Below are 24,313 nucleotides of genomic sequence, written 5' to 3'. Positions count from 1 at the left end.
GCGGTTTATGCTTTATAATATACTTAATTATAATCCATTTTCGGAGGGATGCAAGATGCAGCGGGAAATCACGCGGGAGCTTGTACAAAAAATGCTGCCAAAGCGCAGCGCAAACACCAACAAGGGCAGCTACGGCAGCGTGCTGGCTGCGGCGGGCAGCCTTGCCTACCGCGGCGCGGCGGCGCTCTGCACCGAGGGCGCACTGCGGGGCGGGGCGGGGCTTGTCTATCTGGCCAGCGTGGAGCCGGTGGTGCAGCTGGTGCTCTCCCGCACGCCGGAGTGCTGCGCCTGCGGCTGCCGCACCGCCGCCAACGGCGGCATCCACCCCAAGGACGCCGCTGCGCTGCGGGACTGGTTTGCCGGTAAGAACGCCGTCCTGCTGGCGGGGCCCGGGTTAGGGGAGAGCGCCGCCGGGGTTTGCCGGGCGCTTCTGGGCAAAGACGCGCCGTGGGCCGGGGCCGTGCTGGACGCCGACGCCCTCAACGCGCTGGCGGCAGGGAAGTACAAGGGTGAATTGCCCGCGGGCAGCATCCTCACGCCCCACCCCGGCGAGGCCGCCCGCCTGCTGGGCACAACCGTTTCCGAGGTACAGTCCGACCGCGAGCGTACGGCGGTACAGCTGGCGGAAAACTATCGCTGTGTCGCCGTTCTGAAGGGCAGCGGCACACTGGTTGCCGAGCCGGGCGGCACGGTCTGGCACAACAGCACCGGCAATGCAGGGCTGGCCCGGGGCGGCAGCGGGGATATTCTGGCCGGACTGACCGCCGGACTGCTGGCAGCCGGGCTCCGGCAGGGCTGCACGCCGGAGGAGGCTGCCATCTGTGCCGTCTGGCTGCACGGCGCCGCCGCGGACGCCTGCGCGGCCCGCCGCAGCATGACCGCCATGCTGCCGACCGATATTTTTGCAGATTTAGGGGAAATTCTGGCGGGGTTGGAGCAGGAAGTGATGTAGGGGCGCGGATGGCTTCCCCTGGAGGGGGAAGCTGTCACCGCAGGCGACTGATGAGGGGGGAAGGCATGGGGCGGGCAGATATAGAATCCGCCCCCCTACGGTTTGCGGGATGGTACAGGAGTTGAATACCATAAATTCCCCCTATTATACAAATAATTATTGGTATTCAACTTTTTGCACAAAAAACTACTGATAATTTTAGTAATAAAGTTGAATACCAAAAATTATAATTGTAATAGAGAATTATTGGTATCCAACTTTACGATTCTCCCTGCCGCGCTTTTCTCTCTTTTTTGCTTGCCGATGTAGTTTATAGGGTGTATAATAGGACTATATCTGCCCCATCCGGGAAAGGAGCCGTTGTTTATGCCGCGCAAAGAAGGCCAGAAACGCAAACTGCTTGTCCTTTTGGAGATTCTCGCCCGCGAAACGGACGAAAAACACCCCCTCAGTGTGCCGCAGCTGGTGGAAAAGCTGGCCGAGCATGGCGTTGCTGCGGAGCGCAAGAGCGTCTATGATGACCTTGGCACCCTCAGCACCATGCCCGACGCCAAATATGAGATTATCCAGCAGCGCGGCCGCGGCGGCGGGTATTATATGAGCGATGCGCCGTTTGAGCTGGCCGAGCTCAAGCTGCTGGTGGACGCTGTCTACGCCAGCAAGTTCATCACAGCGCGCAAATCCAAAATTCTCATCGACAAGCTGGGCCAGTTCACCTCCAAGTACCGCCAGGAGGAGCTTGACCGCAAGGTGCTGGTCAGCGGGCGCATCAAGAGCACCGACGAAAAAATCCTCTACACGGTGGACGCGCTGCACGCCGCCATCACGGCAGGGGAGCAGGTGCAGTTCAAATACTGTGACTGGACGCTGCAAAAGCGCATGGCACCGCGCCATGACGGCCAGCTGTACCGCGTCAGCCCCTGGGTGCTGGTGTGGGAGAACGGCAACTACTACCTGATTGCCTACACCGAGGGGCGGCTCAAGCATTACCGGGTGGACAAGATGCAGAACGTCCACCAGCTGGCCGATACCACCCGCGAGGGCGCGGAGGAGTACGCGAGCTTTGATGTGAACACCTATATGCAGCAGATGTTCGGTATGTTCAACGGCCCCCTCAAGCGGGTGACGCTGCTGTGCGAGAACCGCTTTGCCGGGGCGATGATTGACCGCTTCGGCACCGCGCCGATTCTGACCCCCTGCGCGGACGGCGAGCATTTTACCATGACCGCAGAGATTCAGGTCAGCCCGCAGTTTTTTGGCTGGGTGGCGGGCTTTGGCACCGGCGTTGTGGTCTCCGGCCCGCCGGAGGTCCGCGCCGAGATGAAGAAAACCCTTGACCAGCTGCAGGAATTGTACCGCTGATTTGCATTGCCGACCGGAATGTGATAGAATAGTTTGTTCGAATCTCATTTTCCCGCCGTGGCTCAGGCACCGGCGGGAAGGTATCTGTCTTGGAGGCCCCCTTTGCTGGAAAAGGACCAACGCTTCAAAAATCTTTTGTTTGTGCTGCTGGATGCAGTGCTTCTGTTCGCTGGCTTTTTGCTGGCCAACTATATCCGCTTCAATTTTGTCCGCTACTTTGAGCCGGGCGGTGCAGGCCCTGCGCTGGCTTTGGCGCAGGACCCGCGCAACATTCTGGCCGGGCTGGCCACCTCGCTGGTGCTTGTCCTCATCTACTGGATGGCGGGCATCTACAGCAACACCCGGCTGCGCGGCCTTGCAGAGCGCTGCACCAAAATTGCCGCTATCAACGCCGCCGGAATTTTAATTTTCATCGGTGCACTGTATTTATTGCACCTCAATGACTACTCCCGCATTGTGCTGGCGCTGTTCTACCTCCTGTCCACAACAGCCGTTGTGTTTGAACGGATGGTGCTGCGCTGGGTGCGCCGTGCCCGCCGCCGCAGGGGGCTGGGCCTGCGCCACATCCTGCTGGTGGGCGGCGGCAAATCAGCCGCACTCTATCTGCGTGCGCTGGAGCACAACCCCTACTACGGCTTTGTGGTGGACGGCTATCTGGCCACGGTGGAGGAGCCCGGCCTCGGCGTGCGGTTTTTTGGCGGGTACCGCAATCTTTCTGCCACGCTGGATGAGCTGAATGTGGACGAGGTTGTGGTGGCGCTGGAGGCCGATGAGGTCGAGCTGCTGCCCCGCGTCTTTGCCGCCTGCGACAAGAACGGCGTGCGCATCACGATGGTGCCCTTCTACAGTGACTATCTGCCTGCCCGCCCCACCATTGACGTGCTGGACGAGTGCAAGCTCATCAACGTGCGGCAGACGCCGTTTGACAACCTGTTCAATGCCGCCGTCAAGCGCGGGCTGGATATTGTGGGCAGCCTTGTGCTGATTATCCTGACCAGCCCGGTTATGCTGGTCACGGCCATCGGCGTCAGGCTGTCCAGCCCCGGGCCCATCATCTTCAAGCAGGAGCGCATCGGGCTGAACAAAAAGCCCTTTATGATGTACAAATTCCGTTCGATGCGGGTCAATGACGAGCAGGAGACCGGCTGGTCCACCAACCGTGACCCCCGCAAGACCCACTTTGGCAGCTTTATCCGCAAGTTCAGTCTGGACGAGCTGCCCCAGTTCTTCAACGTGCTGAAGGGGGATATGTCGCTGGTCGGCCCCCGGCCCGAGGTGCCCTACCACGTGGAGCGCTTCAAAGAGGAAATCCCGCGCTATCTGGTGCGCCAGCAGGTGCGCCCCGGCTGCACAGGCTGGGCGCAGATTCACGGCCTGCGCGGCGATACCGACATTGCCGAGCGCATCCGCTATGATATCTGGTACATTGAAAACTGGACCGTGGCGCTGGACATTAAAATCATCTTCCGCACCGTGTTCGGCGGCAAGATGGTCAATGACGAAAAAATCCAGTAACACTGTGCGTTACTCCACAGGGAGTGTCTGCAATGAGCAAGAAGGAGCCCAAGGTCGCCATCGTTCATGACTGGCTTGTCGGCTATGCCGGCGGCGAGCGCGTGGTGGACGCCATGAAGCACGTTTTCCCCAATGCCGTGATTTACACCCTTGTCTATGACCCCGACCATATGCCGGAATGGTTCCGGAGCTATGACATCCGCACCAGCTGGTTCCAGAAGGCGCCCTTCTCCAGCAGGCTGTACAAGGCCATGCTGCCGCTGATGCCCCGCGCTTTTGAGGCGTTCGACCTGACCGGGTACGACCTTGTGCTGTCCAGCTCGTCCTCCTTCTCTAAGGGCATTATCACCCGGCCGGACGCCGTGCATATCTGCTACTGCCACACCCCCATCCGCTACGTGTGGGATTTTTACTACACCTACCGCACCAACGCCAACCCACTGGTCAGGCTCATTATGCCGGGCCTGATGCACAGGCTGCGTATCTGGGACAAATGCGCAGCCGACCGGGTGGATTACTTCATCGCAAACTCGCACTACATTGCCCGGCGCATCAAGAAATACTACCGCCGCGACAGCGATGTGATTTACCCCTGCTGCCACATCAACGAGAGCTCCTTTGTGGAAAAAGAGGACTTCTACCTCACGGTGGCCCGGCTGACCTGGTACAAGCGGGTGGACTTGGCCGTGCAGGCCTGTACAAAGCTGGGCAAGCGGCTGGTGGTCATCGGCAGCGGGGGAGAGCTGGGCAAACTGCGGGCTATGGCCGGGCCGACGATTGAGTTCAAGGGCGGCGATTTGTCCGACGAGGAAATCCGCAGCTGCTATCTGCGGGCCAAGGCCTTCCTTTTCCCGGGTGAAGAGGACTTCGGCATCACATCGGTGGAGGCCCAGAGCGCCGGTACGCCGGTGCTGGCCTACGGCCGCGGCGGCGCGTGTGAGAGCGTGCTGCCCGGCAAGACAGGCTACTGGTTCAAAGAGCAGACGGTTGACAGTCTGGCCGACTGCATCGAGCGTTTTGAGCGCGATGGCGTGGCCTATTCCAAAGAAGAAATGCGTGCGCACAGCCGTTCCTTCAGCGAGGAGCGCTTTGAGCGCGAGCTGAAAGAATACTGCGAGCGCCGCATGGCCGACTGGCAGCAGGAGCTGCAGGACTGCTCCCACCGGGAGAAGATGAAATCGGAGTGAGTGCCGGTACCAAAACTTTCACAACCGCCCGCAGAGCCGCATAGCGGCTGCTCTGCGGGCGGTCTGCCTTTTTATGCCGCCTTGCTTTTTGGGGGATAATAGGATATAATACTTTTATATGTGCGCCAAATGCGCATGGACAAAGAGGGAACCGTTACCAAGGGAGTATATACGATTATGACAAAAGCTGCCGCTTCCATTCTGTCAGCCGATTTAGCCAACCTGCAGCAGGACTGCACCCGCCTGCTGAACGCGGGCGTGGATCTTTTACACTTTGATGTGATGGATGGGCATTTTGTGCCCAATATCAGCTACGGCGCGCCGGTGCTGAAGTGCCTGCACGCCGCCCTGCCCGATGTGTACTATGACGTACACCTGATGATCAGCGACCCCGCACGCTACGCGCCGGATTTTGCCGCCGCCGGGGCCAGCCTGATTACCTTCCACCTTGAGGCCGTGCCCGACACGGTGGACGAGGTTATCGCCGCCATCCGCGCCACCGGCTGCAAGGTGGGCATCAGCATCCGCCCCGGCACGCCGGTGGAGGCTGTTTTCCCGTATATCGGCGCCGTGGACCTGATTCTGGTCATGAGCGTGGAGCCGGGCTTTGGCGGGCAGAGCTTCCTGCCGTCCGCGCCCGCCCGCATTGCGGCCCTCCGTGCCGAGTGTGACCGCCGCGGCTGCGACACCCTGCTGGAGGTGGACGGCGGCGTCAACACCGAAACCGCCCCCCTGTGCATTGAGGCCGGGGTTGACTGGCTGGTGGCCGGCAGCTCGCTGTTCCACGCCGCAGACCCCGCCGCGGTACTGCAGGTACTGCACAGCAAATAAAGGAGTCATTCTTCCATGCCCAAAAACAAGAAAATCGAACGCAGCGCGAACTACAGCTACTACAGCGATTTGCTGTGGTGCACCGTTCCGCTGATTGGTATGTCGTGGTATTTTTACGGTCTGCGCCCGGTGCTGCTGCTGCTTGTCGCGCTGCTGACCGCCTATCTGTGCGACTGTGTGCTGGCGCCGCTGCACGGCACGGGCTACCAGTCCCATGAGCCGTCCAGTGAGTGCTTTGCCGCGCTCATCGTGCTGATGATGCCCGCCAGCGTCTCTTATCCCATCGTCATCGCGGCCGTTATCATCGCCGTGCTGGTCAAGGAGGCTTTCGGCGGCGAGGGGCACTATCCGTTCCACCCGGCTGCGGTCGGCGTGGTGGTGGCGGGCATCTCCTGGCCCAAGAACGTCTTTTCCTATCCCGCGCCCGGCACCCAGCTGCCGTTGTTCGGCGATGCGAATGTCCCGCTGGTGGACGGTATGAACGCCACCCTGCGGGACGGCGGCCTGCCCAGCGCCAGCACGATGAGCCTTCTGACCGGCAACGTCTCCGCCGCGATTGGCACCAGCGCCGCATTGGTGCTGATTGCCTGCGGCCTCTTCCTGCTGGTGCGCGGTCGCATCCATCTTTCTGTCGTAATACCGTTCTTTATCTTTGTCATCGGCCTGCCGTGGCTCTTTCCGGGCCTGAATGAGCTGCCCGCCTTCAGCCTGCCGTGGGAGTATATCCGCCAGCGCTTTTATCTGGAAAAATATGTGATTCTGTCCGGCACGGCGCTGTTCGGCGGCCTGTTCCTGATTTGTGAGCCGGTCACAATGCCGGACCGCCGGATGAGCCGCATCATCTACGGCGCGGCACTGGGCATTATGACCTATGTGTTCCGCATCTTCAGCCCCTATGAGTGCGCCGTCTGCTGCGCACTGCTGATTGTCGGTTCCATCCCCGAGTGGCTGGACCTCATCAGCCACCGCACTGAGCGTATCCGCTTTATGAGAGAGGAGGAGCAGCGCCTTGCCAATGCAGCCAAACCCGAATAAGCGCCGGGGCGAGGAACGCTCCGAGACGCTGATTATCCCCCATATCACCAAGGAAATGGTCGAGACTGCCCGCCATATGGCCGAGCAGGGGGCCAGCCGCGCCGAGATTGAGGCCGCCATTGCCGCCATGCAGGCAGGCAAGGCCCCCAGCACCGCCGCGCCGAAAAAGCCCATCGTTGACCCGCAGCCGACCCAGCCCGCGCCCCAGCGCAACGAGACCGCCCACCACAACACCGTCATCACGCCGACGAGCCGCCCGCGCTACACCGCGGCGGAGCGCCGCGCCATGCTGGAGGAGGTGCAGCGCCGTCAGGCCGAGCGTGAGGCGGCCCGCCGCGCCGAGGCGCAGGAGGAGGAGGACCGCTTCCGCGTCTACCGCGACCGGGAGTATACCGCCCCGCAGCCCGTACCGAAGCCTGCCGCGCCGCAAAAGCCCGCCGCACCGGCACCGTCCCGCCCCGCACAGGCCGCAAGGCCCGACGTGGAGGCCACGCGCACCGTGCAGATTCCGGCCGCAGAGGTGCCCGCTGCCCCGCAGCCCGCACCGAAGCCTGCCGCGCCGGTACAGCCCACAGCCCCGGCACAGCCCGCCGCCGTGCCTGCACACACGCAGGCCGAGGCGGCCCCTGCGCCCAAGCACACCAAAAAATCCAGCGCCGCCCGCGGCTATACCGAGGCCGAGAACGCGCTGAATGAGCGCATCCGCGCCGACCATATCTGGCTGTCCAACCCTGTGCTGGTGCGCGGGCTGGGCATGGCCCCGGTCATCGGCGCAGCGCTGGATGGCGAGCGTGCGCTTATGCTCTGCATCGCGGCGCTGATTCTTGTCACCTTTACCCGCGTGCTGGCCGTGGCCGTCTGCCACCTGACCAAGAACCGCTTCCGCCCGGTTGTCTACTGCTATTCCGCAGCGCTGCTCTACATTCCTACGTATATTTTGCTGTATGAGCTGTTCGGTTCCGACCTCACGCTGCTGGGCATCTATCTGCCCATTATGGTGGTGGAGCCCGCCATCGTCAAGCGCATGGAATTTACCGAGCTGGAGCCTGTAAAGGACGCCCTGCGCCACGGCTTCAACAACGCGCTGGGTATGTGCGTTGTGCTGCTTATTGTGGGCAGCCTGCGTGAGCTGCTGGCCACCGGTGCCGTCTTTGGCAATGTGTTGCTGCACAGCGCGCCGCTGCCGCTGGCCGCACTGCCCGCGGGCGGCTTTGTCATTCTGGGCGTTATGGCCGCCTGCTGGTGCGCCGCCGCCAACCTGTACACCGATTATAAGCACGAGGAGGTGCGCCGCCTGTATGCCGACCGTAAACACTGAGCTGCAGCCCATTCTGAACGGTGTGGTGCAGTTCGTCAGCTATATGGTGCTGGCCGTCTTTGCCGAGAACGTCATTCTGGCGCGTGCGCTGGGCGTCACCCGCCTGATGAAGCTCGTGCCCGACCACCGCGCACAGGTGTGGGATTTCTGCCTGCCGCTGCTGCTGGTCATAACGCTGTCCGCCCCGCTGGGCTGGGCCGCGCACAACCTGTTTTTCACGTGGCTGCGTGACCATCTGCCCGCCTGGCTGCCCATTTCCGCCCTGCGCCCCATCGTCTACCTGACCTGCGGCGTGGCCGCTATGGCGGTGGCGTGGCTGCTGCTGGGTGTCCTGCCGCGCAAGCTGCGCACCAGCTGCCGCAACGAATTGAGCCTTGCCACCTGCAGCACCGCCGTGCTGGGCACAATGCTGATTTGTGCAAACCAGAACTACACGATTCTGCAGAGCATCGCTTTTGCGCTGGGCAGCGGCATCGGCTATGTCTTTGCCGTCTTTATCGTACGGGAGGGCCGCCGCCGTCTGCGCAGTAAGGCCATTCCGTCCATCTTCCAGGGCCTGCCCAGCTCAATGATTTATATTGGCGTGCTGAGCCTTGCCATCTATGCGCTGGTAGGCCATACCGTTGTTCTGTAATGTCTGCTTGTCAGGGGGTTGTTATCTATGTCCGAAGCCTGCTTTACTGCCGCTGATATCCTGCTGCCCGCCGCCGGGGTCCCGCTGAACCCGTGGGCCTGCATTGCCGTTGACCAGTTCACCTCCCAGCCGGAATACTGGCAGCGCGCCGAGCAGTGCGCCGCCGACAAGCCCAGCACCCTGCACATCGTCCTGCCGGAAGCCTATCTGGGCACGCCGCAGGAGGAGGAGCGCCTGCAGAGCATCCGCCGCACGATGGAGGAGTACCGCCGCACCGTGCTTACCAGAAAAGTACATGGCTACGTATATGTAGAGCGCACCCAGATGGACGGCACCGTCCGGCAGGGTCTGGTCGGCGCGGTGGATCTGGAGGCCTACGACTACACGAAGGGCGCAAAGCCCGCCATCCGTCCCAGCGAGAGCACGGTGGTGGAGCGCATCCCGCCGCGCCTGAAGGTGCGCCGCGGTGCCACACTGGAAACGCCCCACGTTATGATGCTGGCCGATGACGCCGACTGCACCCTGATTGAGCCCATCGGCCTTGCCAAGGACAGTCTGCCGCTGCTGTATGACGGCGAGCTGATGCTGGGCGGCGGCCGCCTGCGCGGCTGGGCCGTCGAGGATCCCGCCCTGATTGCGCAGATTGACGCCGCACTGGCCGCGCTGGCCGACCCCGATGCCTTTGCCCGCCGCTGGCCCGCCGCCAAGGGGCAGGTCCCGATGGTGCTGGCCGTGGGCGACGGCAACCACAGCCTTGCCACCGCCAAGGCCTACTGGGAGGAGCTGAAGCCCACCCTGACCGAGGAGCAGCGCAAGACCCACCCGGCGCGCTGGTGCCTGGCCGAGGTCTGCAACGTCCACAGCCCGGCCATCGAGATTGAGCCCATCCACCGCGTAGTCTTTGGCGTCAGCGCCAAGGAGCTGTATGCCGCGCTGGATGCCTGGGACCAGAAGCAGGGGGGCAGCACCACAATGTCTGACCAGCGGCTGCGTCTGGCCGATGCCTACGGCGAGAGCGCCGTGGCGCTGGCCAACCCGCCCGCCCCGCTGACCGTGGGCAGTGTGGAGGCCTTTCTGGCCGACTATCTGCCCGCCCATCCCGGCGTGACCGTGGACTACATTCACGGCGAGGGCGCTGCCATGGCGCTGGCCTCCAGCCCGGACAAGCCCGCCACCGCCATCCTTCTGCCGGACTTTGCGAAGGCAGACCTTTTCAAGGGCGTTGTGCTGGGCGGCGTGCTGCCCCGCAAGACCTTCAGCATGGGCCACGCCGAGGAAAAGCGTTACTACAATGAATGCCGTGTCATCGATCTTTAAATAAGCAAATAAACAGGAATCAGGTGAATTATGGAAAAGCCCGCACAAACCCCGAACGGTGCCCCGCACCGTCGCCGCCGCCGTCGCCCGGCCGGCAGTGCCCCTCAGGCCCAGCCGCCGCGGGAGGGCAAGGCCCCCGAACAGCCCCGCGAGCCGCGCCGCCCCGCCCCGCATGGCACAGGCCCCGCCAATAACGCCCCTGGCCGCGAGAACCCGCCCCGCCAGAGCAGCCGTCCCCGCCGTGGGCAGGGCCGACCCGCCCCGCAGGAGCAGCCCCCCAAGGCAGGTGCACCGGCCCAGCAGCCGCCGCGCCGCCCCGGCCGCCCGGCACCGCAGACCCCCAGCCGCCCGCTGGCAGACCAGCCCAAGGCACCGCGTCCGGCCCGCGCCCCGCGCCCCGCGCGTGCGCCGGAGCAGCCGGGTCTGGATTTGATTTCCCGCCGCCCGCCGAAGCAGAAGTTCGCGAGCTTTGAGGAATATCTGGCGGCGCACGGCGGTATGACCGTGCCCCTGCCCGATGAACCGGGGGCAGACAAGCCCGCCACGGCCGCCGAGGCCGCCGAATGACCCCCGCCACCGCAGCAGCCCTGCGCTGCCCCGTGTGCGGCGGGCCGTTGCTGCTGACCGGGCGCAGCCTGCGCTGTGCCAAGGCCCACAGCTTTGATTTGGCCAAGGAGGGCTACGCCTATCTGCTGCCAATGCAGAAAAAGCACACCGCCGACCCCGGTGACGGCAAGGCGATGGTACGTGCCCGCCGCGCTTTTCTCTCGGCGGGGCACTATGCGCCGCTGATGCAGACGCTGGCGGAGCTCTGCGCCGCACTGCCGCACGCGCACATCGTGGATGCCGGCTGCGGCGAGGGCAGCTATGACAAATATCTGTACGATGCCCTGAACGGCCCGCAGCTTGCGGCCTTTGACCTTTCCAAGGAGGCCGTGCGTCTGGCCGCGAAGCTCCTGCCCGAGGCCGCGTTCTGCGTGGGCGGCAGCTTCTGCGCGCCGGTGCGGGACGGCTGGGCCGATTTACTGCTGAACATCTTTTCCCCGATGGCCGAGGCTGAATTTGCCCGGATGCTGCGCCCCGGCGGGCATCTGATTTACGCTGTGCCCACGGCACGGCACCTTTTCGGGCTGAAGGAGGTTCTCTACGAGCACCCCTATGAAAACGAGGTACGGCAGACCGAATATGACGGCTTCACCTTTGTGAAAGCCGTCGAGTCCGAGGCCGTGCTGACGCTGGAGGGGCAGAGCGTGCAGGATTTGTTCGCCATGACGCCCTATTATTGGAACACCCCCGCCGATGGTGCCGCAAGGCTGGCTGCGTGCAGCAGCCTGACCACCGAGATTGGCTTCCGGTTCCTTGTGTACCAGAAAATGTAAAGGGGAGAGAGCCCCGCGGCCATCCGAACGATTCCGGGCACCCGCAAGGCGCTCTCCCACCTGCCTCACAGCGGGAGATTTGTCGGCCCATAGGGCTCCTGCGCAGGGGGGATAATGACCTCCTGTGTGGTTTTCTGCGGGTTTTCCTCGCGATAGTGTTCGTCGGGGATCTCGCTCAGATCCGTCCAGAGCTCCTCGCGCTCCTCCTCCGCGCCGTGGGGTCCGTATTCATCAAACATCCTCAACACTCCTTTTTATATAGTGTATAAGCGCAGCCTTTGCGGCCTACACTGTAGGCATAGTCTTTGCAAGGGGAGTGTGGATTATGCGTTCACGGCGGGGGATATTCTGGTACAGTCTGGGGCTTACGCTGCTGCTGCTGTTGCCGATGGTGCTGACGGTAGCCTTCTTCACCGACCAATATCAGAAGCAGCAGCTTCTTCGGCAGGCTTCAGCGGCGGAGGACAGCCTGCGCGTGGAGCCGGGCGCGCAGGGTGTGTTCCGCCTGCTGCTGGTTGTGCAGCAGGACAAGCCCGCCTTTGTGCTGGCCCGGGTGGACGGCCCGCAGCAGGCTGTGACCCTCTGCGCACTGCCCGGCAGCCTGCTGGTGGATGCCCCCGCAGGCCGCACCACGCTGGCCGAATGTGCGCTCTCGGCCGGGGCGGGCCGCGCCGCCCAGCTGCTTGGGAACACCGTTGCCACAGGGGAGAGCGCCGCACCGCAGCTTGCCTATCTGGCGGCCACCCCCGCCACCTGGGTGGAGTGTGTCGGCCGCAGCGCCGCCGTGCGGTTTGACACCGCCGCCGTGCTTTCCGCCGCAGCGCGGCAGGCACTCGGCTACGGCAGTGACCCTGTGGCAGACTGCACCGCCGCACAGGCCGGGGTGCTTATTGAAAGGCTGCAGGGGCTGCTGACCGGGGCCGGGGCGCAGGCGGATGCCCGCGCCGCTGTCTGGGCTGCGTTTGCCCGGCAGGACCCGATGCTGCTGGCCACCCTGCCCGATGGCCTGCGCCGCCAGAGCGCCCGCCTGCTGACCGATTTGCTTGCCGCCGACTTAAACGCGCTGGAGCAGACACTCGTCTACCTGAGCAGCCGCCCCGCGCTGGCCGTAGATTATACCTCCGCCGCCGTGCAGCCCGCCAAGGGCGGCGTGCAGCTGACCGCAGACGGCCTTGCCGTGGTGGCCGCCCTGCTGAAGTAAAAGCGCAAGGGCGTCAAAAAATCCCAAAAAATTTTGCAAAACCGCTTGACGTAAACCCGTAACCGTGTTATTATGATAACACCTCTTTTGCGGGTTTATTTTTTATGCCCTTTTTCAAGGGCGCCTGCAATCGCGAGGGAGGCTTATTAACCGATAATGGAGGTGCCGAACAATGACTGTCAAGATCACCCTGGCCTGCACTGAGTGCAAGCAGCGCAACTACAACAAGGAGAAGAACAAGAAGAACTCTCCTGACCGTCTTGAGATGAAGAAGTATTGCCGTTTCTGCAAGAAGCATACCCTTCACCGCGAAACCAAGTGAGGATAGGAGCTTAGAGATGGCAGACAAGAAAGCAGCCACCGCTGCAGCCCAGACTCAAAGCGACAAGCCCAAAAAGAACGACGGCGCAAAGAAGGTTTCCTTCTTTGATAAGGTCAAAAACTTTTTCAAAGGAATCGGCAAGTATTTCAAAGATACGAAGAGCGAGCTGAAAAAGGTCGTATGGCCCAGCAAGAGTGATGTCAAGAACAACACGATTACCGTTATCGTGGTTGTTCTCATCGCTGCGGTCGTCCTGATTGCGCTGGACCTTATCTTTGGCGGCGTCATCCACCTGTTGATCGGCGCCTGAGCGCGTTGGCGGAGGCAAAGACAATGGCTGAGCAAGCAAACTGGTATGTAGCGCATACCTATTCCGGCTACGAGAACAAGGTTGCCACAGACCTGATGACGATGGTGGAGAACCGCCACCTGCAGGATTTAATCTGTGACGTCAAGGTTCCGACCGAGACCCGCATTGAAGAAGTGTTCGACAAGCGCGGCAACAAGACCGGCGAGAAAGAGGTTCAGTCGAAGCTCTATCCCGGCTACGTCTTTATCAAAATGGTCATGAATGACAACACCTGGTACATCGTGCGCAACACGCGCGGCTGCACCGGCTTTGTCGGCCCGGAGTCCAAGCCCGAGCCCCTGACCGAGGCCGAGGTTGCCAAGATGGGCGTCGAAACCACCGTCGACCTGGAGGTCGAGTACAAGGTTGGTGATACGGTCGAAATCACCGCCGGTCCGATGGAAGGTTCTGTCGGCACGGTCGAGGGAATCGACATTCCTGCGCGCAAGGTGCGCGTGAAAATCACCATGTTTGGCCGCGAGCTGCCCGCAGAGCTGGAGCTGCATCAGGTCAAGCTGTTCTGATTTTTTCAGAACACCGCAATTTCCGGTAAAGGCCGCGAACGGGGAACACCCCGGGGTACGGTTTTTATAGGGCGTGCGGAGGTCGCACGCCCGTGGGAGGTCTGCACCGCAGGCCGCAACTCACCACAAAATTTGGAGGTGCAAGTATTATGGCACAGAAAATCACTGGCTACATCAAGCTGCAAATCCCCGCCGGCAAGGCAACTCCGGCTCCCCCTGTTGGTCCTGCTCTGGGTCAGAAGGGCGTCAACATCATGGCGTTCACCAAGGAGTTCAACGAGCGTACCAAGAACCAGATGGGCATGATTATCCCCGTCGTTATCACGGTTTACGCTGACCGCTCCTTCTCCTTCATCACCAAGACTCCTCCGGCGCCCGTTCTGATCAAGAAGGCTGCCGGCATCGACACTGCTTCCGGCGTGCCCAACAAGAACAAGGTTGGTTCCATCACGCTGGCTCAGGCCGAGGAGATCGCCAAGACCAAGATGCCCGACCTGAACGCCGCTTCTCTGGAAGCCGCTGTCAGCATGATCAAGGGCACCGCCCGCAGCATGGGCGTTACCGTTGAGGGCTGAATAGGAGGGTAATACGCAATGAAACACGGCAAGAAGTATATCGACGCTGCTAAGCTGATCGAGAACAATAAGACTTACGATCCCACCGAGGCCCTGGAGCTGTGCTGCAAGACCGCTACCGCTAAGTTCGACGAGACCGTTGAGCTGCACGTCCGCCTGGGCGTTGACAGCCGTCACGCCGACCAGCAGGTCCGCGGCGCTGTTGTTCTGCCCAACGGCACCGGCAAGAACGTCCGCGTTATCGCCATTGCCAAGGGCGATGCCGCCAAGGCCGCTGAGGCTGCAGGCGCTCAGGAGGTCGGCGATGACGATCTGATCGCCAAAATCGCCGGCGGCTACCTGGACTTCGACGTTCTGGTTACCACTCCCGACATGATGGGCCGCGTTGGCCGTCTCGGTAAGGTCCTGGGCCCCCGTGGTCTGATGCCCAACCCGAAGGCCGGCACTGTTACCCCCGACGTCGGCAAGGCTGTTACCGACGCCAAGGCTGGTAAGATCGAGTACCGTCTGGACAAGCAGAACATCATCCATGTGCCCATCGGCAAGGCCTCTTTCGGCGCCGAGAAGCTGATGACCAACCTGGACACCGTCCTGGATGCCATCGCCAAGGCTAAGCCGGCCGCTGCCAAGGGCCAGTACTTCAAGAGCGCAACCATCGCCACCACCATGGGCCCCGGCGTCCGCGTTGCTACCAACAAGTACGGTGTTTAATTGAGCGCGTTGCGCATATGCGCGCTCAATTAAACGACGCGAAGCGGCGTTCCGCTATTGGTCGCCCATGAACATGGGCAATGAATTAAGTAGAGAATTCCGCTTTTTCTATTGACAAGCGCACATTCTTGTGCTATACTAATTAAGCTGTTTTTGAGACAGCAGGTGCCGCAAGGCATAACGGGGTAACCCACCTGCCGAGAAACGTGCGTTTGATTGCAATGCTTTCAAGCCCTTTCCCGGCGACGGGAAGGGGCTTTTTACTGTTTATCACATAAAAAGCCGCTTACCGAAACCAATCTGTAAGTGGAATGAGGTGAATTTCAAATGCCCAGTGCAAAGATTCTGGAAGCTAAGAAGGCTCTTGTTGCCGATCTGAACGAGAAGATCTCTTCTTCTCTGGCCGGTGTTGTTGTTGCTTACAACGGCATCAGCGTTGCTGACGACACCAAGCTGCGTAAGGAGCTGCGTGAGGCTGGCGTCCATTACATGGTCGTCAAGAACACCATGCTGCGTCTGGCCGTCAAGGGCACCCAGTACGAGGGTCTGACTGAGTACTTCAAGGGTGACACGGCTATCGCTCTGTCTCCGGAGGATCCGGCTGCTGCTGCTCGCATCCTGTGCAAGTTTGCTGACGCCGACAAGTCCAAGCGCTTTGTCGTCAAGGGCGGCTTCTGCGATGGTGTTGTCATGGACGCTGCAGGTATCAAGAGCCTGTCTACCATGCCCAACCGCGAAGGCCTGCTCTCCATGCTGGCTGGCTCCCTCAACGGTATCGTTGGTGGTCTGGCTGTTGCCCTGCAGGGTATCGTCGACAAGCAGGACGAGACTGCTGCCTGATTGTAAAACAAGCAGGTTGAGCGCACCGGCGCAGCGCTCTCAAACAAACCGCGCCGCTTAATTACAAAATTTATGGAGGTAACTATCATGGCTTCTGAGAAGATCACTGCCATTGTCGAGTCTGTCAAGACTATGACTGTTCTTGAGCTGAAAGAGCTCGTTGACACCATCTGCGAGGAGTTCGGCGTTTCTGCTGTTGCTGCTGCCGCTCCCGCTGCCGCCGGCGCTGCTGCTCCCGCTGAGGAGGAGAAGACCGAGTTTGACGTCATCCTGGCTGACGTTGGCGCTAACAAGATGCAGGTCATCAAGACCGTTAAGGAGCTGACCGGCGCTTCCCTGATGGAGGCTAAGAAGCTGGTTGAGACCCCGAACGCCAAGCTGAAGGAGCAGGCTTCCAAGGCTGACGCTGAGGACATCCAGAAGAAGCTGGCTGAGGTCGGCGCTAAGGTTGAGCTGAAGTAATTTAGCTTTCCATAGCTTTCAACACCGTGTGGTTTTTACACCGCACGGTGTTTTTTTATTTGTTTATCTTAACAAAAGCTTCACATATTCTTTGTACATTCCGCCAAGTTTGACCGTGTTGTGCGGGGCTTGTATTTCGTATAATAATGATGTATCCTTTCTGTAATGAACTATATTGGGAAAGTGAGGCTCCTACCCTTGGAAAACGAAAAGCCAAAAGGCAACGGTATGGAAAAGCTGGCGGCGTTTATCGTAGATAAGCGCAATCTGTTTTTCCTTTTATACATATTTGCGCTGATTTTCAGCGCCATTGCCACCGACTGGGTCAAGGTTGAGAACGATATTACAACCTACCTGCCCGACACAACGGAAACCCGGCAGGGCCTGACCGTGATGAATGACAACTTTGTCACCTACGGCACGGCCAACGTTATGGTTTCCAACATCACCTATGACACCGCCCTTGAAATCCAGAAGCAGATGGAGGACATTGAGGGTGTCTCCGGCGTGGAGTTTGACGATACCGCCGAGCACTACACCAATGCCTCGGCCCTGTTTGCGGTCAGCTTTGACGCCGAGGTAGGGGACGAGCGCGCCGAGAACGCCCTGCAGGAGATACGCGACGATCTGGAGGGCAAGTACGATACTTCGATTTATTCCGAGGTCGGCTATGATTCCTCTGCCGATTTGCAGAGCGAGATGCTGGTCATCGTCATCATTGCGGCGGTCATCATCGTGGTGGTGCTGACGCTGACCTCGCGCTCCTACGCGGAGGTTCCGGTTCTGATTATGACCTTCGGTGCCGCCGCGCTGCTGAATATGGGCACCAACTTCCTGTGCGGCACCATCAGCTTCATTTCCAACTCGGTCACGGTCATCTTGCAGCTGGCGCTGGCCATTGACTACGCCATCATTCTGTGCCACCGCTTCAGCGATGAGCACGAGACGCTGCCCACCCGCGAGGCCTGCATTGCCGCGCTTTCCAAGGCCATCCCGGAGATTTCCTCCTCGTCTTTGACCACCATCAGCGGTCTGGCCGCGCTGGCCTTTATGCACTTCGGCATCGGCCGCGATCTGGCCACCGTTCTGATTAAGGCTATCCTGTTCAGTATGCTCTGCGTCTTTACGCTGATGCCCGGCCTGCTGGTGCTGTTCAGCAAGCTGATCGACAAGACCCGCCACAAGAACCTGATTCCCAAGATTACCGCCGTCGGCAAGTTCGACATCAAGACCCGCTTTATCATCCCGCCGATTTTCGGTGTAGTCATCGTGGCGGCGGCCGTCTTTGCCAACCTGTGCCCCTACTGCTACACCTACACCGATCTGGTCACCGCCAAGCAGAGCGAGCGCCAGATTGCCTACCAGAAAATCAAGAACACCTTCGGCTCCAGCAATATGGTGGCCGTCATTGTGCCCTCCGGCGATTATGAGGCCGAGGGAAAAATCCTTGACGAGCTGGACAGCTGCGCCGAGGTCAAGTCCACGATGGGTCTGGCCAACATTGAGGCGATGGACGGCTATGTGCTGACCGACGCCCTGACCCCGCGCCAGCTGGCAGAGCTGGCCGGGCTGGACTACGAGGTCTCGAAGGCGCTGTACGGTGCCTACGCCGTGGACCACGATGAATACGGCGAGATTATCAACGGTCTGGACGATTATAAAGTACCGCTGTACGATATGTTCCGCTTTTTGGAGCAGGAAATGCACGATGGCAACATCACCCTTTCGGGCGATGTACAGGACACGCTGGACGATTTGTTTGACCAGCTGGACGAGGCCGCCAAGCAGCTGCAGAATGACCAGTACAGCCGTCTGGTCGTCTATCTGAATCTGCCCGAGGAGACGGACGAGACCTTTGCCTTCGTGGACAAAATGCACGATATCATCGGCAAATACTATGATTCGGATTCCTTCTACGTGGTCGGCAACACCACCAGCGCTATGGATTTGTCCAGCTCCTTCGGCGAGGACAACCTGCTGATCAGTGTACTTTCCGCGCTGTTCGTCATTCTGGTTCTGCTGTTCACCTTCAAGTCGGCCGGTCTGCCGGTGCTGCTTATCATCGTCATTCAGGGCAGTATCTGGATTAACTTCTCGGTGCCGTATTTGCAGGGTGAGCCGCTGTACTTCCTGGGCTACCTGATTGTCAACTCGATTCAGATGGGCGCCAACATCGACTACGCCATCGTTATCTCGAGCCACTACACCGACCTGAAGAAGGTCATGCGCCCGAAAGAGGCCATTGTTGCCGCGCTGAATGAGTCTTTCCCGACCATCTTCACCTCCGGCTCGATTCTGGCTTCTGCCGGTATCCTGATCAGCGTGCTGACCACCAACCCGGTTATCGCCGCCATCGGTACCTGCCTGGGCCGCGGCACCATCGTTTCCATCATTCTGGTTCTGTTCGTCCTGCCGCAGATTCTGATTCTGGGCGATACCATCATCGAGCGCACCAGCTTTGAGATGAAGGGCGTTTCCGGTATGACCCGCACGGCCAGCGGCACAATGCACGTCAACGGCCGCGTCCGCGGTTACATCAACGGTGTTGTGGATGCGGACATCAAGGGTGTGCTGCACGGCCAGTTCAGCGCCAACATTGCCACCGGCACAGAATTTGAGGTCGACAAGCCCGATATGTATCTTGCCGAGGGAAACATCCACGAGTCGGAGGAAACCTCCGGCGAAACACCTGACAGCGGCGCGAAGGGAGGCGACGCAGAATGAACCGTATTTCTGACATGATGCGCCGCCTCTGGGCCGCGCTGCTGGCGCTCTGCCTTGTCCTTGCGCTGACCCTGCCGGTCTTTGCGGAAGGGGAGGGCACCGACACCGCCGAGGAGAAGGAGACTTACCACATCGGCACGGTGGAGGAGCTGCTGCAGCTGGCGGACTACTGCCGCCTTGACAGCTGGAGCGCGAACCGCACCGTTGTGCTGGACACCGACCTGGAGCTGACCGGCAGCGGCTTTACCGGCATACCGTCCTTCAGCGGCGTGTTTGAGGGGCAAGGCCACACGGTTTCCGGCCTGAGTCTTGTGGGGGACGGCTCGGTTGTCGGCTTCTTCCGCTATGTGCAGAAGGATGCCAACGTCCGGGATCTGGTCATCCGCGGTCGCGCCATGCCCACCGGCAGCCGTTCTACCGTGGGCGGCGTTGCGGGCAGCAACGCAGGCACCCTGCACAACTGCCGGTTTGAGGGCGTTTCCTCCGGCGCGTCCGTGGTGGGCGGCATTGCCGGTACAAACCTTGCCTCCGGCGTGATTGACAACTGCGCCACCACCGGCAGCGTCTACGGCGCGCACTTCATCGGCGGCATTGCCGGTGAAAACCACGGCATTATTGCCAACTGCACCAACTCCGCCAACGTCAACACAACGGTGGAGCAGAATGACATTGACCTGTCGGCGCTGACGCTGAATGACCTCATCGGCACCGAGAACGCGGCCGATATTACCGACATCGGCGGCATTGCGGGCCAGTCCGGCGGCGTTATCCGCGCCTGCATGAACCGCGGCACCGTGGGCTACCAGCACATGGGCTACAACGTAGGCGGCATTGCGGGCAGCCAGACCGGCTACGTTGAGGGCTGCGTCAACTACGGTACCATCTATGCCCGCAAGGAGGCCGGCGGCATTGTCGGCCAGATGGAGCCCAGCAGCACGCTGGAATTCACGCAGGACACCCTGCAGAAGCTGGGTGACGAGATGAGCACCCTGCAGACGCTGGTCAACCGCGCCTGCGACGATGCCAGCGCCGCCAGCGATGATCTTACCAACCAGCTGAACGCGCTGAAGGACAGCGTGACCAGCTCCCGCAACGCGATTGAAAACCTGCTGAACCAGACCGAGGACGGCCTTACCATGGGCACCCAGACCGTCAAAACGGATTTGACGCAGTTCAAGCAGAACCTCAAGGATTCCACCGGCGATTCGGAGGACCCGAACGCCACGGAATATCCCGATGGCGCGATTGTTGACCCCATCTTCTCGACCGGCGGCATTTCCAGCCGAGATGACAACAGTGATGATGATACCTACACCGTAGATAGCGGGAACATTGACACCGGCAGCGCGGCCGCCGAGGCCCCCGCACAGGAGCCGGTACAGACCGAGCCTGCTGCCGAGCCTGCTGCGGAGAATGCCGAGCCCGCCGCAGAGAGCACCGCAGACACCCCCTCCGCCCAGTCTGAGGAGGACGCCGAGCGCACCGCGCACGGCCAGCCCGACCCGGACGGCATCACCATCGACCCCAATCAGAACGATGGCGGCTACATTGTGCACGAGCCGGATAACCGCGATTACGGCCAGGAAATTGTGGATAATGTTGTGAACGCCATGCCCGACAGCGTGGACGTGAAGATTCCGTCCGTGGAGCTGTCCAACCGGGACGCCATCACAGCCAGCCGCAATGACCTGAGCAGCAACCTGACCCATATGGGCGATATTGTCACCACCCTGAACAACAACGCCAGCAACAACACGCAGGCGCTGGTCAACGATATAAAGGCCATCTCCAACCAGATTCGCAAGATTGGCGATACGCTTTCCGGTGCCGGTGACAACGTGACCAACCCCGACGATGTTGTGAACGATATCTCGGACGAGGACACGGACGAGGACGTGGAGGCCAAGGTCACCAACTGCATCAACAGCGGTGTTGTCAACGCCGACATCAACGCAGGCGGCATTGCCGGTGCCATGGCCCGCGAAAATGACCTTGACCCCGAGGATGATTACACATCAGTGGGCAGCGAGTCGCTGAATTTCACCTTCAAGACCCGCGTTGTAGCCCGCGACTGCACAAACTACGGCACCGTCACCGCCAAGAAGCAGAACGCAGGCGGTATTGTCGGCGATGCCGAGATGGGCTCTGTCATTGACTGCCGCGGCTTTGGCACGCTGGACGCCGAGGACGCCACCGCCGTGGGCGGTGTGGCCGGTGTCAGCAAGTCCACCATCCGCGAAAGCTACGCCAAGTGCCGCCTGTCCGGTGCCAAGCAGGTAGGCGGCATTGCCGGCAGCGGCACAACGATTGAAAACTGCCGCGCCATGGTCATCATCGACACCGGCAGCGAACAGCTGGGCGCGATTGCCGGTACGGTGGATGACCCGCTGGACGGCAGCGTGACCGGCAACACCTTCGTGGACGAGGGCGTGGCCGGTGTGGACAATGTCAGCTACAAGGGCATTGCCGAGCCGCTGAGCTTTGAGGATTTCATCGCGCAGGAGAATCTGCCCAGTGACTTCTCAAACCTCTGCGTCCGCTTTGTGACCGAAGAGGAATCGCTGATTCAGCTGTATTACATCCCCTACGGCAGTGATTTCCCGGCTGACCAGCTGCCGCCGGTTCCGTACCATGCCGGCCAGTACGGCCAGTGGGAGGACGTGGATTTGACCAACCTGACCTTTGACACCACCATCCATGCCGAGTACAAGGATATGAACACTGTGCGCCAGAGCCAGGAAAAGCGCGATGACCGCCCCATTGTGCTGGTGGAGGGCAGCTTTGACACCACCGATGAGCTGATGCTGCACGAAATTGACGATGCGCCCGCAGCCGCCGGTACGCTGGTGGAGGCGTGGGGCCTTGAACTGCCCGCCGACACAGGCCACACGCTGCGCTATATGCCGCCGGAAACGACGGACAACACCGTGCTGTGGATCAAAACCGATGCCGGCTGGCAGCAGGCCGAGACGAGCGTTGACGGCAGCTATCTGACCTGCACCGCCCCCGCAGGCACAACGGCCTTTGCCGCCGTGCAGCTTCCCGCCAACACAACCCCGCTGACTGCCGCCGCCTGCGGCGGTGCAGCCGTGCTGCTGGTGCTGCTGCTTGTACTGCGGAAAAAGCGCAAAAAGAAAAAGACAAAAAAGACTGCTGAGAAGGCAGAATAAATAGCAAGCCCCCTGCGATGCGGTTCACGTTGCATCGCAGGGGGCTTTTTTCAGCAGCTTGCCACAAACTGCCGGAATATCTTTCGGCTGTTCTCGTTTACGGCAAACGAGAACTCCGGGTGCCACTGCACGGCCCAGACAAATTTCTTTCCGGGCAGGCAGACAGCCTCCACCAGTCCATCCTCCGACACGGCCATTGCCGCCAGACCCGGCGCAAGCGCCCGGATGGCCTGATGGTGCAGGCTGTTGACCGCCAGCGTCTGCTGCCCCAGCAGCTGCTGCAGCGGGCTGCCCGGCGTCAGCGTCACGGCGTGCACCGGCGCATCGTAGGGGTGCTGCTGGTGGTGGTTCACCCCGGACGGATGCTCTGTGGGCAGGTCCTGATAGAGCGTACCGCCCAGATGCACGTTCAGGAACTGGATGCCGCGGCAGATGCCCAGTACCGGCTTATCCTGCGCCAGCATCCTGTCCAGTAGCGGTGCCTCCATCCGGTCGCGCTCCGGGCAGGTCTTGCCGCACTGCGGTGTTGGTTCTGCACCGTATAGGGCAGGGGAGACGTCCTGCCCGCCTGTCAGAAGCAGGCCGTCGCAACTGTCCGCCAGCTTCTGCAGCACGGCGGCATCGTCCGTCAGCGGCAGCATCACCGGCACGCCGCCCGCCTGCTCCACGCCCCGCATATAGCCGGGCAGCATCCAATAGCTTTCCCTTGCCGCGTCCACCAGCGGCACAATTCCAATCAATGGTTGCTTCATGGCTCCTGCACTCCTTTTACAAATAAAAGCAAAAACAGAGAAGCCCTGTGCGACTTCTCTGTCTGTTACCGTGATTATACCGCGTCCCGCGGAAAATTGCAAGGGCTCACATCGGCGCGTTATTGGCCCGGTAGCGCTTGTCTGCGGGCAGGGTTGTGTATTTATCGTACAGCTCCCGCAGCAGGACGGTACGGCGCACCATACCGATAAACACATTGCGGTCATCCACCACCGGCACAAAGTTCTGGTCCACCGCCGCCTTGAGCAGCGTGGGCATATCGGTGGTGACGGTCACGGCCTTGTAATCCCTGCGGCGGGGGAAGCTGGAGATGGGCACTTCCTCGCTGGCTTCAAGGTCAAGACCATGCAGATTTTTCATACCCCATAGAATGTCGCCCTCGGTGATGCTGCCGACATACTCCCCATTGCGCTTGAGCACCGGAATCGTGGCGTAGCGCTGGTTCGACCATTTTTCCAGGGTCTGGCGCAGGGTAAAGTCCTCATAGATGTACAGGACATCCTGCTTCGGTGTCAAAAAGAACAAAAGGTTCATGCTTCCACTGCACTCCTTTGGTAGTGTTGTCATACTTCTTTATCCAGTATATACGCTTGTGATGTAAACTTTGTGAATGGAATGTTAAATCCGCACGCCAAAATAAATTTCTCTCAAATGGCCTGTTCAAGCGGGAAAAATTGGTGTATAATAGGGTATGATTCATATTGTACAGCTGTGTGTTTAGCCGCAGCTAACCCCGAAAAGGAGGATTGCAGATGATCACCAAGGTCAATCCCTATGGACATATTTCCCTGACAAACGACTACTTCTCCGGTCTGGTGGAGCAGGCCGCCAAGCAGTGTTATGGCATTGCCGCTATGGGGCAGGCCCCGGCCGAAAGCGTTGTGCGCAGCGCACTGCGCACCGGCAGCCTGCCGCCGAAGGGCGTCACCGTCACCCAGGAGGGTGGCAAGCTGGTCATCGCCCTGCACATCAAGGTGGGCTTTGGTCTGAACATTTCTACCATTACCCAAAGCATTACCCACCGCGTCAAAGACGAAGTTGAACTTGCCACCGGCCTGAAGGTCGCCCGCATTGATGTATATGTGGACGATGTCATTGCCGACTGAACGACCCAGAAAATATGAGGTGTAACAA

The 24,313-nt window shown here is 60.7% G+C and carries 25 protein-coding genes and 1 other annotated feature; of the genes, 22 read left to right on the top strand and 3 right to left on the bottom strand.

Features of this window, described 5'->3' with window-relative positions:
* Positions 1-55 precede the first annotated feature (55 nt).
* The 11 genes from NE623_RS03315 to NE623_RS03265 all read left to right on the top strand — a co-directional run bounded on the left by NE623_RS03315 (position 56) and on the right by NE623_RS03265 (position 11,530).
* Positions 56-952 (top strand): NAD(P)H-hydrate dehydratase, encoded by an 897-nt coding sequence (locus NE623_RS03315; protein WP_256271684.1) that lies wholly within the window; start codon positions 56-58, stop codon positions 950-952.
* A gap of 366 nt (positions 953-1,318) precedes the next feature.
* A complete protein-coding gene (locus NE623_RS03310) occupies positions 1,319-2,314 on the top strand; it encodes a helix-turn-helix transcriptional regulator (protein ID WP_256271685.1) in 996 nt (331 codons plus the stop codon).
* 102 nt (positions 2,315-2,416) lie between these two features.
* Positions 2,417-3,829, top strand: a complete 1,413-nt coding sequence (locus tag NE623_RS03305) for an undecaprenyl-phosphate glucose phosphotransferase (RefSeq protein ID WP_256271686.1) — start codon at positions 2,417-2,419, stop codon at positions 3,827-3,829.
* Positions 3,830-3,861: 32 nt separating this feature from the next.
* The gene (locus tag NE623_RS03300; protein WP_256271687.1) at positions 3,862-5,016 is read left to right on the top strand and encodes a glycosyltransferase; all 1,155 of its coding nucleotides are present in this window, start codon (positions 3,862-3,864) and stop codon (positions 5,014-5,016) included.
* Positions 5,017-5,193: 177 nt separating this feature from the next.
* Positions 5,194-5,847 (top strand): ribulose-phosphate 3-epimerase, encoded by a 654-nt coding sequence (gene rpe, locus NE623_RS03295; RefSeq protein WP_256271688.1) that lies wholly within the window; start codon positions 5,194-5,196, stop codon positions 5,845-5,847.
* Between the two features lie 15 nt (positions 5,848-5,862).
* A complete protein-coding gene (locus NE623_RS03290) occupies positions 5,863-6,882 on the top strand; it encodes an RnfABCDGE type electron transport complex subunit D (RefSeq protein WP_256271689.1) in 1,020 nt (339 codons plus the stop codon).
* Positions 6,863-8,200, top strand: a complete 1,338-nt coding sequence (locus tag NE623_RS03285) for an Rnf-Nqr domain containing protein (RefSeq protein WP_256271836.1) — start codon at positions 6,863-6,865, stop codon at positions 8,198-8,200. The genes NE623_RS03290 and NE623_RS03285 overlap by 20 nt, the downstream gene beginning before the upstream one ends.
* Positions 8,181-8,834, top strand: coding sequence for an Rnf-Nqr domain containing protein (locus tag NE623_RS03280; protein ID WP_256271690.1), 654 nt, complete (start codon positions 8,181-8,183; stop codon positions 8,832-8,834). Before NE623_RS03285 ends, NE623_RS03280 begins: the two co-directional genes overlap by 20 nt.
* A gap of 27 nt (positions 8,835-8,861) precedes the next feature.
* Positions 8,862-10,151, top strand: a complete 1,290-nt coding sequence (locus NE623_RS03275; RefSeq protein WP_256271691.1) for a DUF1015 domain-containing protein — start codon at positions 8,862-8,864, stop codon at positions 10,149-10,151.
* A 30-nt stretch (positions 10,152-10,181) separates the two neighbouring features.
* Positions 10,182-10,718, top strand: a complete 537-nt coding sequence (locus NE623_RS03270) for a hypothetical protein (protein WP_256271692.1) — start codon at positions 10,182-10,184, stop codon at positions 10,716-10,718.
* Positions 10,715-11,530 carry a putative RNA methyltransferase gene (locus NE623_RS03265; protein WP_256271693.1) on the top strand — a complete coding sequence of 272 codons (816 nt, stop codon included), beginning with the start codon at positions 10,715-10,717 and terminating at the stop codon, positions 11,528-11,530. The genes NE623_RS03270 and NE623_RS03265 overlap by 4 nt, the downstream gene beginning before the upstream one ends.
* A gap of 65 nt (positions 11,531-11,595) precedes the next feature.
* Here NE623_RS03265 and NE623_RS03260 read toward each other — a convergent pair whose 3' ends face one another.
* Positions 11,596-11,769: a hypothetical protein gene (locus tag NE623_RS03260; RefSeq protein ID WP_256271694.1), complete on the bottom strand. Its 174-nt coding sequence runs from the start codon at positions 11,767-11,769 to the stop codon at positions 11,596-11,598.
* 86 nt (positions 11,770-11,855) lie between these two features.
* On the opposite strand from NE623_RS03260, the gene NE623_RS03255 reads away from it, so the two are divergent.
* The 10 genes from NE623_RS03255 to NE623_RS03210 all read left to right on the top strand — a co-directional run bounded on the left by NE623_RS03255 (position 11,856) and on the right by NE623_RS03210 (position 22,408).
* On the top strand, positions 11,856-12,731 hold the full coding sequence (locus NE623_RS03255; RefSeq protein WP_256271695.1) for a hypothetical protein: 876 nt from the start codon (positions 11,856-11,858) through the stop codon (positions 12,729-12,731).
* A 172-nt stretch (positions 12,732-12,903) separates the two neighbouring features.
* Positions 12,904-13,053, top strand: a complete 150-nt coding sequence (gene rpmG, locus NE623_RS03250; protein ID WP_007046681.1) for a 50S ribosomal protein L33 — start codon at positions 12,904-12,906, stop codon at positions 13,051-13,053.
* Between the two features lie 16 nt (positions 13,054-13,069).
* A complete protein-coding gene (gene secE, locus NE623_RS03245; protein ID WP_256271696.1) occupies positions 13,070-13,363 on the top strand; it encodes a preprotein translocase subunit SecE in 294 nt (97 codons plus the stop codon).
* Positions 13,364-13,386: 23 nt separating this feature from the next.
* Entirely contained in the window at positions 13,387-13,926 is a 540-nt protein-coding gene (gene nusG / locus NE623_RS03240; protein ID WP_256271697.1) for a transcription termination/antitermination protein NusG, read from the top strand.
* 149 nt (positions 13,927-14,075) lie between these two features.
* Positions 14,076-14,501, top strand: coding sequence for a 50S ribosomal protein L11 (gene rplK, locus NE623_RS03235; protein ID WP_007046678.1), 426 nt, complete (start codon positions 14,076-14,078; stop codon positions 14,499-14,501).
* 18 nt (positions 14,502-14,519) lie between these two features.
* Positions 14,520-15,212, top strand: coding sequence for a 50S ribosomal protein L1 (gene rplA, locus NE623_RS03230; protein ID WP_078783071.1), 693 nt, complete (start codon positions 14,520-14,522; stop codon positions 15,210-15,212).
* Positions 15,213-15,346: 134 nt separating this feature from the next.
* Positions 15,347-15,484: a sequence feature (ribosomal protein L10 leader region), on the top strand.
* Between the two features lie 55 nt (positions 15,485-15,539).
* The gene (gene rplJ, locus NE623_RS03225; RefSeq protein ID WP_256271698.1) at positions 15,540-16,052 is read left to right on the top strand and encodes a 50S ribosomal protein L10; all 513 of its coding nucleotides are present in this window, start codon (positions 15,540-15,542) and stop codon (positions 16,050-16,052) included.
* A gap of 87 nt (positions 16,053-16,139) precedes the next feature.
* Positions 16,140-16,514, top strand: a complete 375-nt coding sequence (rplL, locus tag NE623_RS03220) for a 50S ribosomal protein L7/L12 (RefSeq protein WP_078783069.1) — start codon at positions 16,140-16,142, stop codon at positions 16,512-16,514.
* A gap of 198 nt (positions 16,515-16,712) precedes the next feature.
* Positions 16,713-19,238, top strand: coding sequence for an efflux RND transporter permease subunit (locus NE623_RS03215; RefSeq protein WP_256271699.1), 2,526 nt, complete (start codon positions 16,713-16,715; stop codon positions 19,236-19,238).
* Positions 19,235-22,408, top strand: a complete 3,174-nt coding sequence (locus tag NE623_RS03210; RefSeq protein WP_256271700.1) for a hypothetical protein — start codon at positions 19,235-19,237, stop codon at positions 22,406-22,408. The genes NE623_RS03215 and NE623_RS03210 overlap by 4 nt, the downstream gene beginning before the upstream one ends.
* A gap of 50 nt (positions 22,409-22,458) precedes the next feature.
* On the opposite strand, the gene NE623_RS03205 is transcribed toward NE623_RS03210, so the two are convergent.
* Positions 22,459-23,160: a gamma-glutamyl-gamma-aminobutyrate hydrolase family protein gene (locus NE623_RS03205; RefSeq protein WP_256271701.1), complete on the bottom strand. Its 702-nt coding sequence runs from the start codon at positions 23,158-23,160 to the stop codon at positions 22,459-22,461.
* Positions 23,161-23,266: 106 nt separating this feature from the next.
* Positions 23,267-23,746: a CBS domain-containing protein gene (locus tag NE623_RS03200; protein ID WP_370866676.1), complete on the bottom strand. Its 480-nt coding sequence runs from the start codon at positions 23,744-23,746 to the stop codon at positions 23,267-23,269.
* 185 nt (positions 23,747-23,931) lie between these two features.
* Between NE623_RS03200 and NE623_RS03195 the strand changes: the two genes are divergently transcribed.
* Positions 23,932-24,285: an Asp23/Gls24 family envelope stress response protein gene (locus NE623_RS03195; protein ID WP_256271702.1), complete on the top strand. Its 354-nt coding sequence runs from the start codon at positions 23,932-23,934 to the stop codon at positions 24,283-24,285.
* The last annotated feature ends 28 nt before the right edge of the window (positions 24,286-24,313 follow it).

It is taken from the genome of Gemmiger formicilis (genome assembly GCF_024462815.1).
GTDB lineage: Bacteria > Bacillota > Clostridia > Oscillospirales > Ruminococcaceae > Gemmiger.
Note: the sequence above shows the minus strand (reverse complement) of the source record. Positions and strands in the feature narration are given on the sequence as shown.

Coding starts and splice junctions, on each gene's coding strand:
- nusG (WP_256271697.1), top strand. CDS start 13,387: ATGGCTGAGCAAGCAAACTGGTATGTAGCGCATACCTATTCCGGCTAC.
- NE623_RS03280 (WP_256271690.1), top strand. CDS start 8,181: ATGCCGACCGTAAACACTGAGCTGCAGCCCATTCTGAACGGTGTGGTG.
- NE623_RS03310 (WP_256271685.1), top strand. CDS start 1,319: ATGCCGCGCAAAGAAGGCCAGAAACGCAAACTGCTTGTCCTTTTGGAG.
- rplK (WP_007046678.1), top strand. CDS start 14,076: ATGGCACAGAAAATCACTGGCTACATCAAGCTGCAAATCCCCGCCGGC.
- NE623_RS03300 (WP_256271687.1), top strand. CDS start 3,862: ATGAGCAAGAAGGAGCCCAAGGTCGCCATCGTTCATGACTGGCTTGTC.
- rplJ (WP_256271698.1), top strand. CDS start 15,540: ATGCCCAGTGCAAAGATTCTGGAAGCTAAGAAGGCTCTTGTTGCCGAT.
- NE623_RS03205 (WP_256271701.1), bottom strand. CDS start 23,160: ATGAAGCAACCATTGATTGGAATTGTGCCGCTGGTGGACGCGGCAAGG.
- NE623_RS03260 (WP_256271694.1), bottom strand. CDS start 11,769: ATGTTTGATGAATACGGACCCCACGGCGCGGAGGAGGAGCGCGAGGAG.
- NE623_RS03315 (WP_256271684.1), top strand. CDS start 56: ATGCAGCGGGAAATCACGCGGGAGCTTGTACAAAAAATGCTGCCAAAG.
- NE623_RS03265 (WP_256271693.1), top strand. CDS start 10,715: ATGACCCCCGCCACCGCAGCAGCCCTGCGCTGCCCCGTGTGCGGCGGG.
- rplL (WP_078783069.1), top strand. CDS start 16,140: ATGGCTTCTGAGAAGATCACTGCCATTGTCGAGTCTGTCAAGACTATG.
- NE623_RS03255 (WP_256271695.1), top strand. CDS start 11,856: ATGCGTTCACGGCGGGGGATATTCTGGTACAGTCTGGGGCTTACGCTG.
- NE623_RS03285 (WP_256271836.1), top strand. CDS start 6,863: ATGCAGCCAAACCCGAATAAGCGCCGGGGCGAGGAACGCTCCGAGACG.
- rpe (WP_256271688.1), top strand. CDS start 5,194: ATGACAAAAGCTGCCGCTTCCATTCTGTCAGCCGATTTAGCCAACCTG.
- NE623_RS03195 (WP_256271702.1), top strand. CDS start 23,932: ATGATCACCAAGGTCAATCCCTATGGACATATTTCCCTGACAAACGAC.
- rplA (WP_078783071.1), top strand. CDS start 14,520: ATGAAACACGGCAAGAAGTATATCGACGCTGCTAAGCTGATCGAGAAC.
- rpmG (WP_007046681.1), top strand. CDS start 12,904: ATGACTGTCAAGATCACCCTGGCCTGCACTGAGTGCAAGCAGCGCAAC.
- NE623_RS03200 (WP_370866676.1), bottom strand. CDS start 23,746: ATGACAACACTACCAAAGGAGTGCAGTGGAAGCATGAACCTTTTGTTC.
- NE623_RS03275 (WP_256271691.1), top strand. CDS start 8,862: ATGTCCGAAGCCTGCTTTACTGCCGCTGATATCCTGCTGCCCGCCGCC.
- NE623_RS03210 (WP_256271700.1), top strand. CDS start 19,235: ATGAACCGTATTTCTGACATGATGCGCCGCCTCTGGGCCGCGCTGCTG.
- NE623_RS03290 (WP_256271689.1), top strand. CDS start 5,863: ATGCCCAAAAACAAGAAAATCGAACGCAGCGCGAACTACAGCTACTAC.
- secE (WP_256271696.1), top strand. CDS start 13,070: ATGGCAGACAAGAAAGCAGCCACCGCTGCAGCCCAGACTCAAAGCGAC.
- NE623_RS03270 (WP_256271692.1), top strand. CDS start 10,182: ATGGAAAAGCCCGCACAAACCCCGAACGGTGCCCCGCACCGTCGCCGC.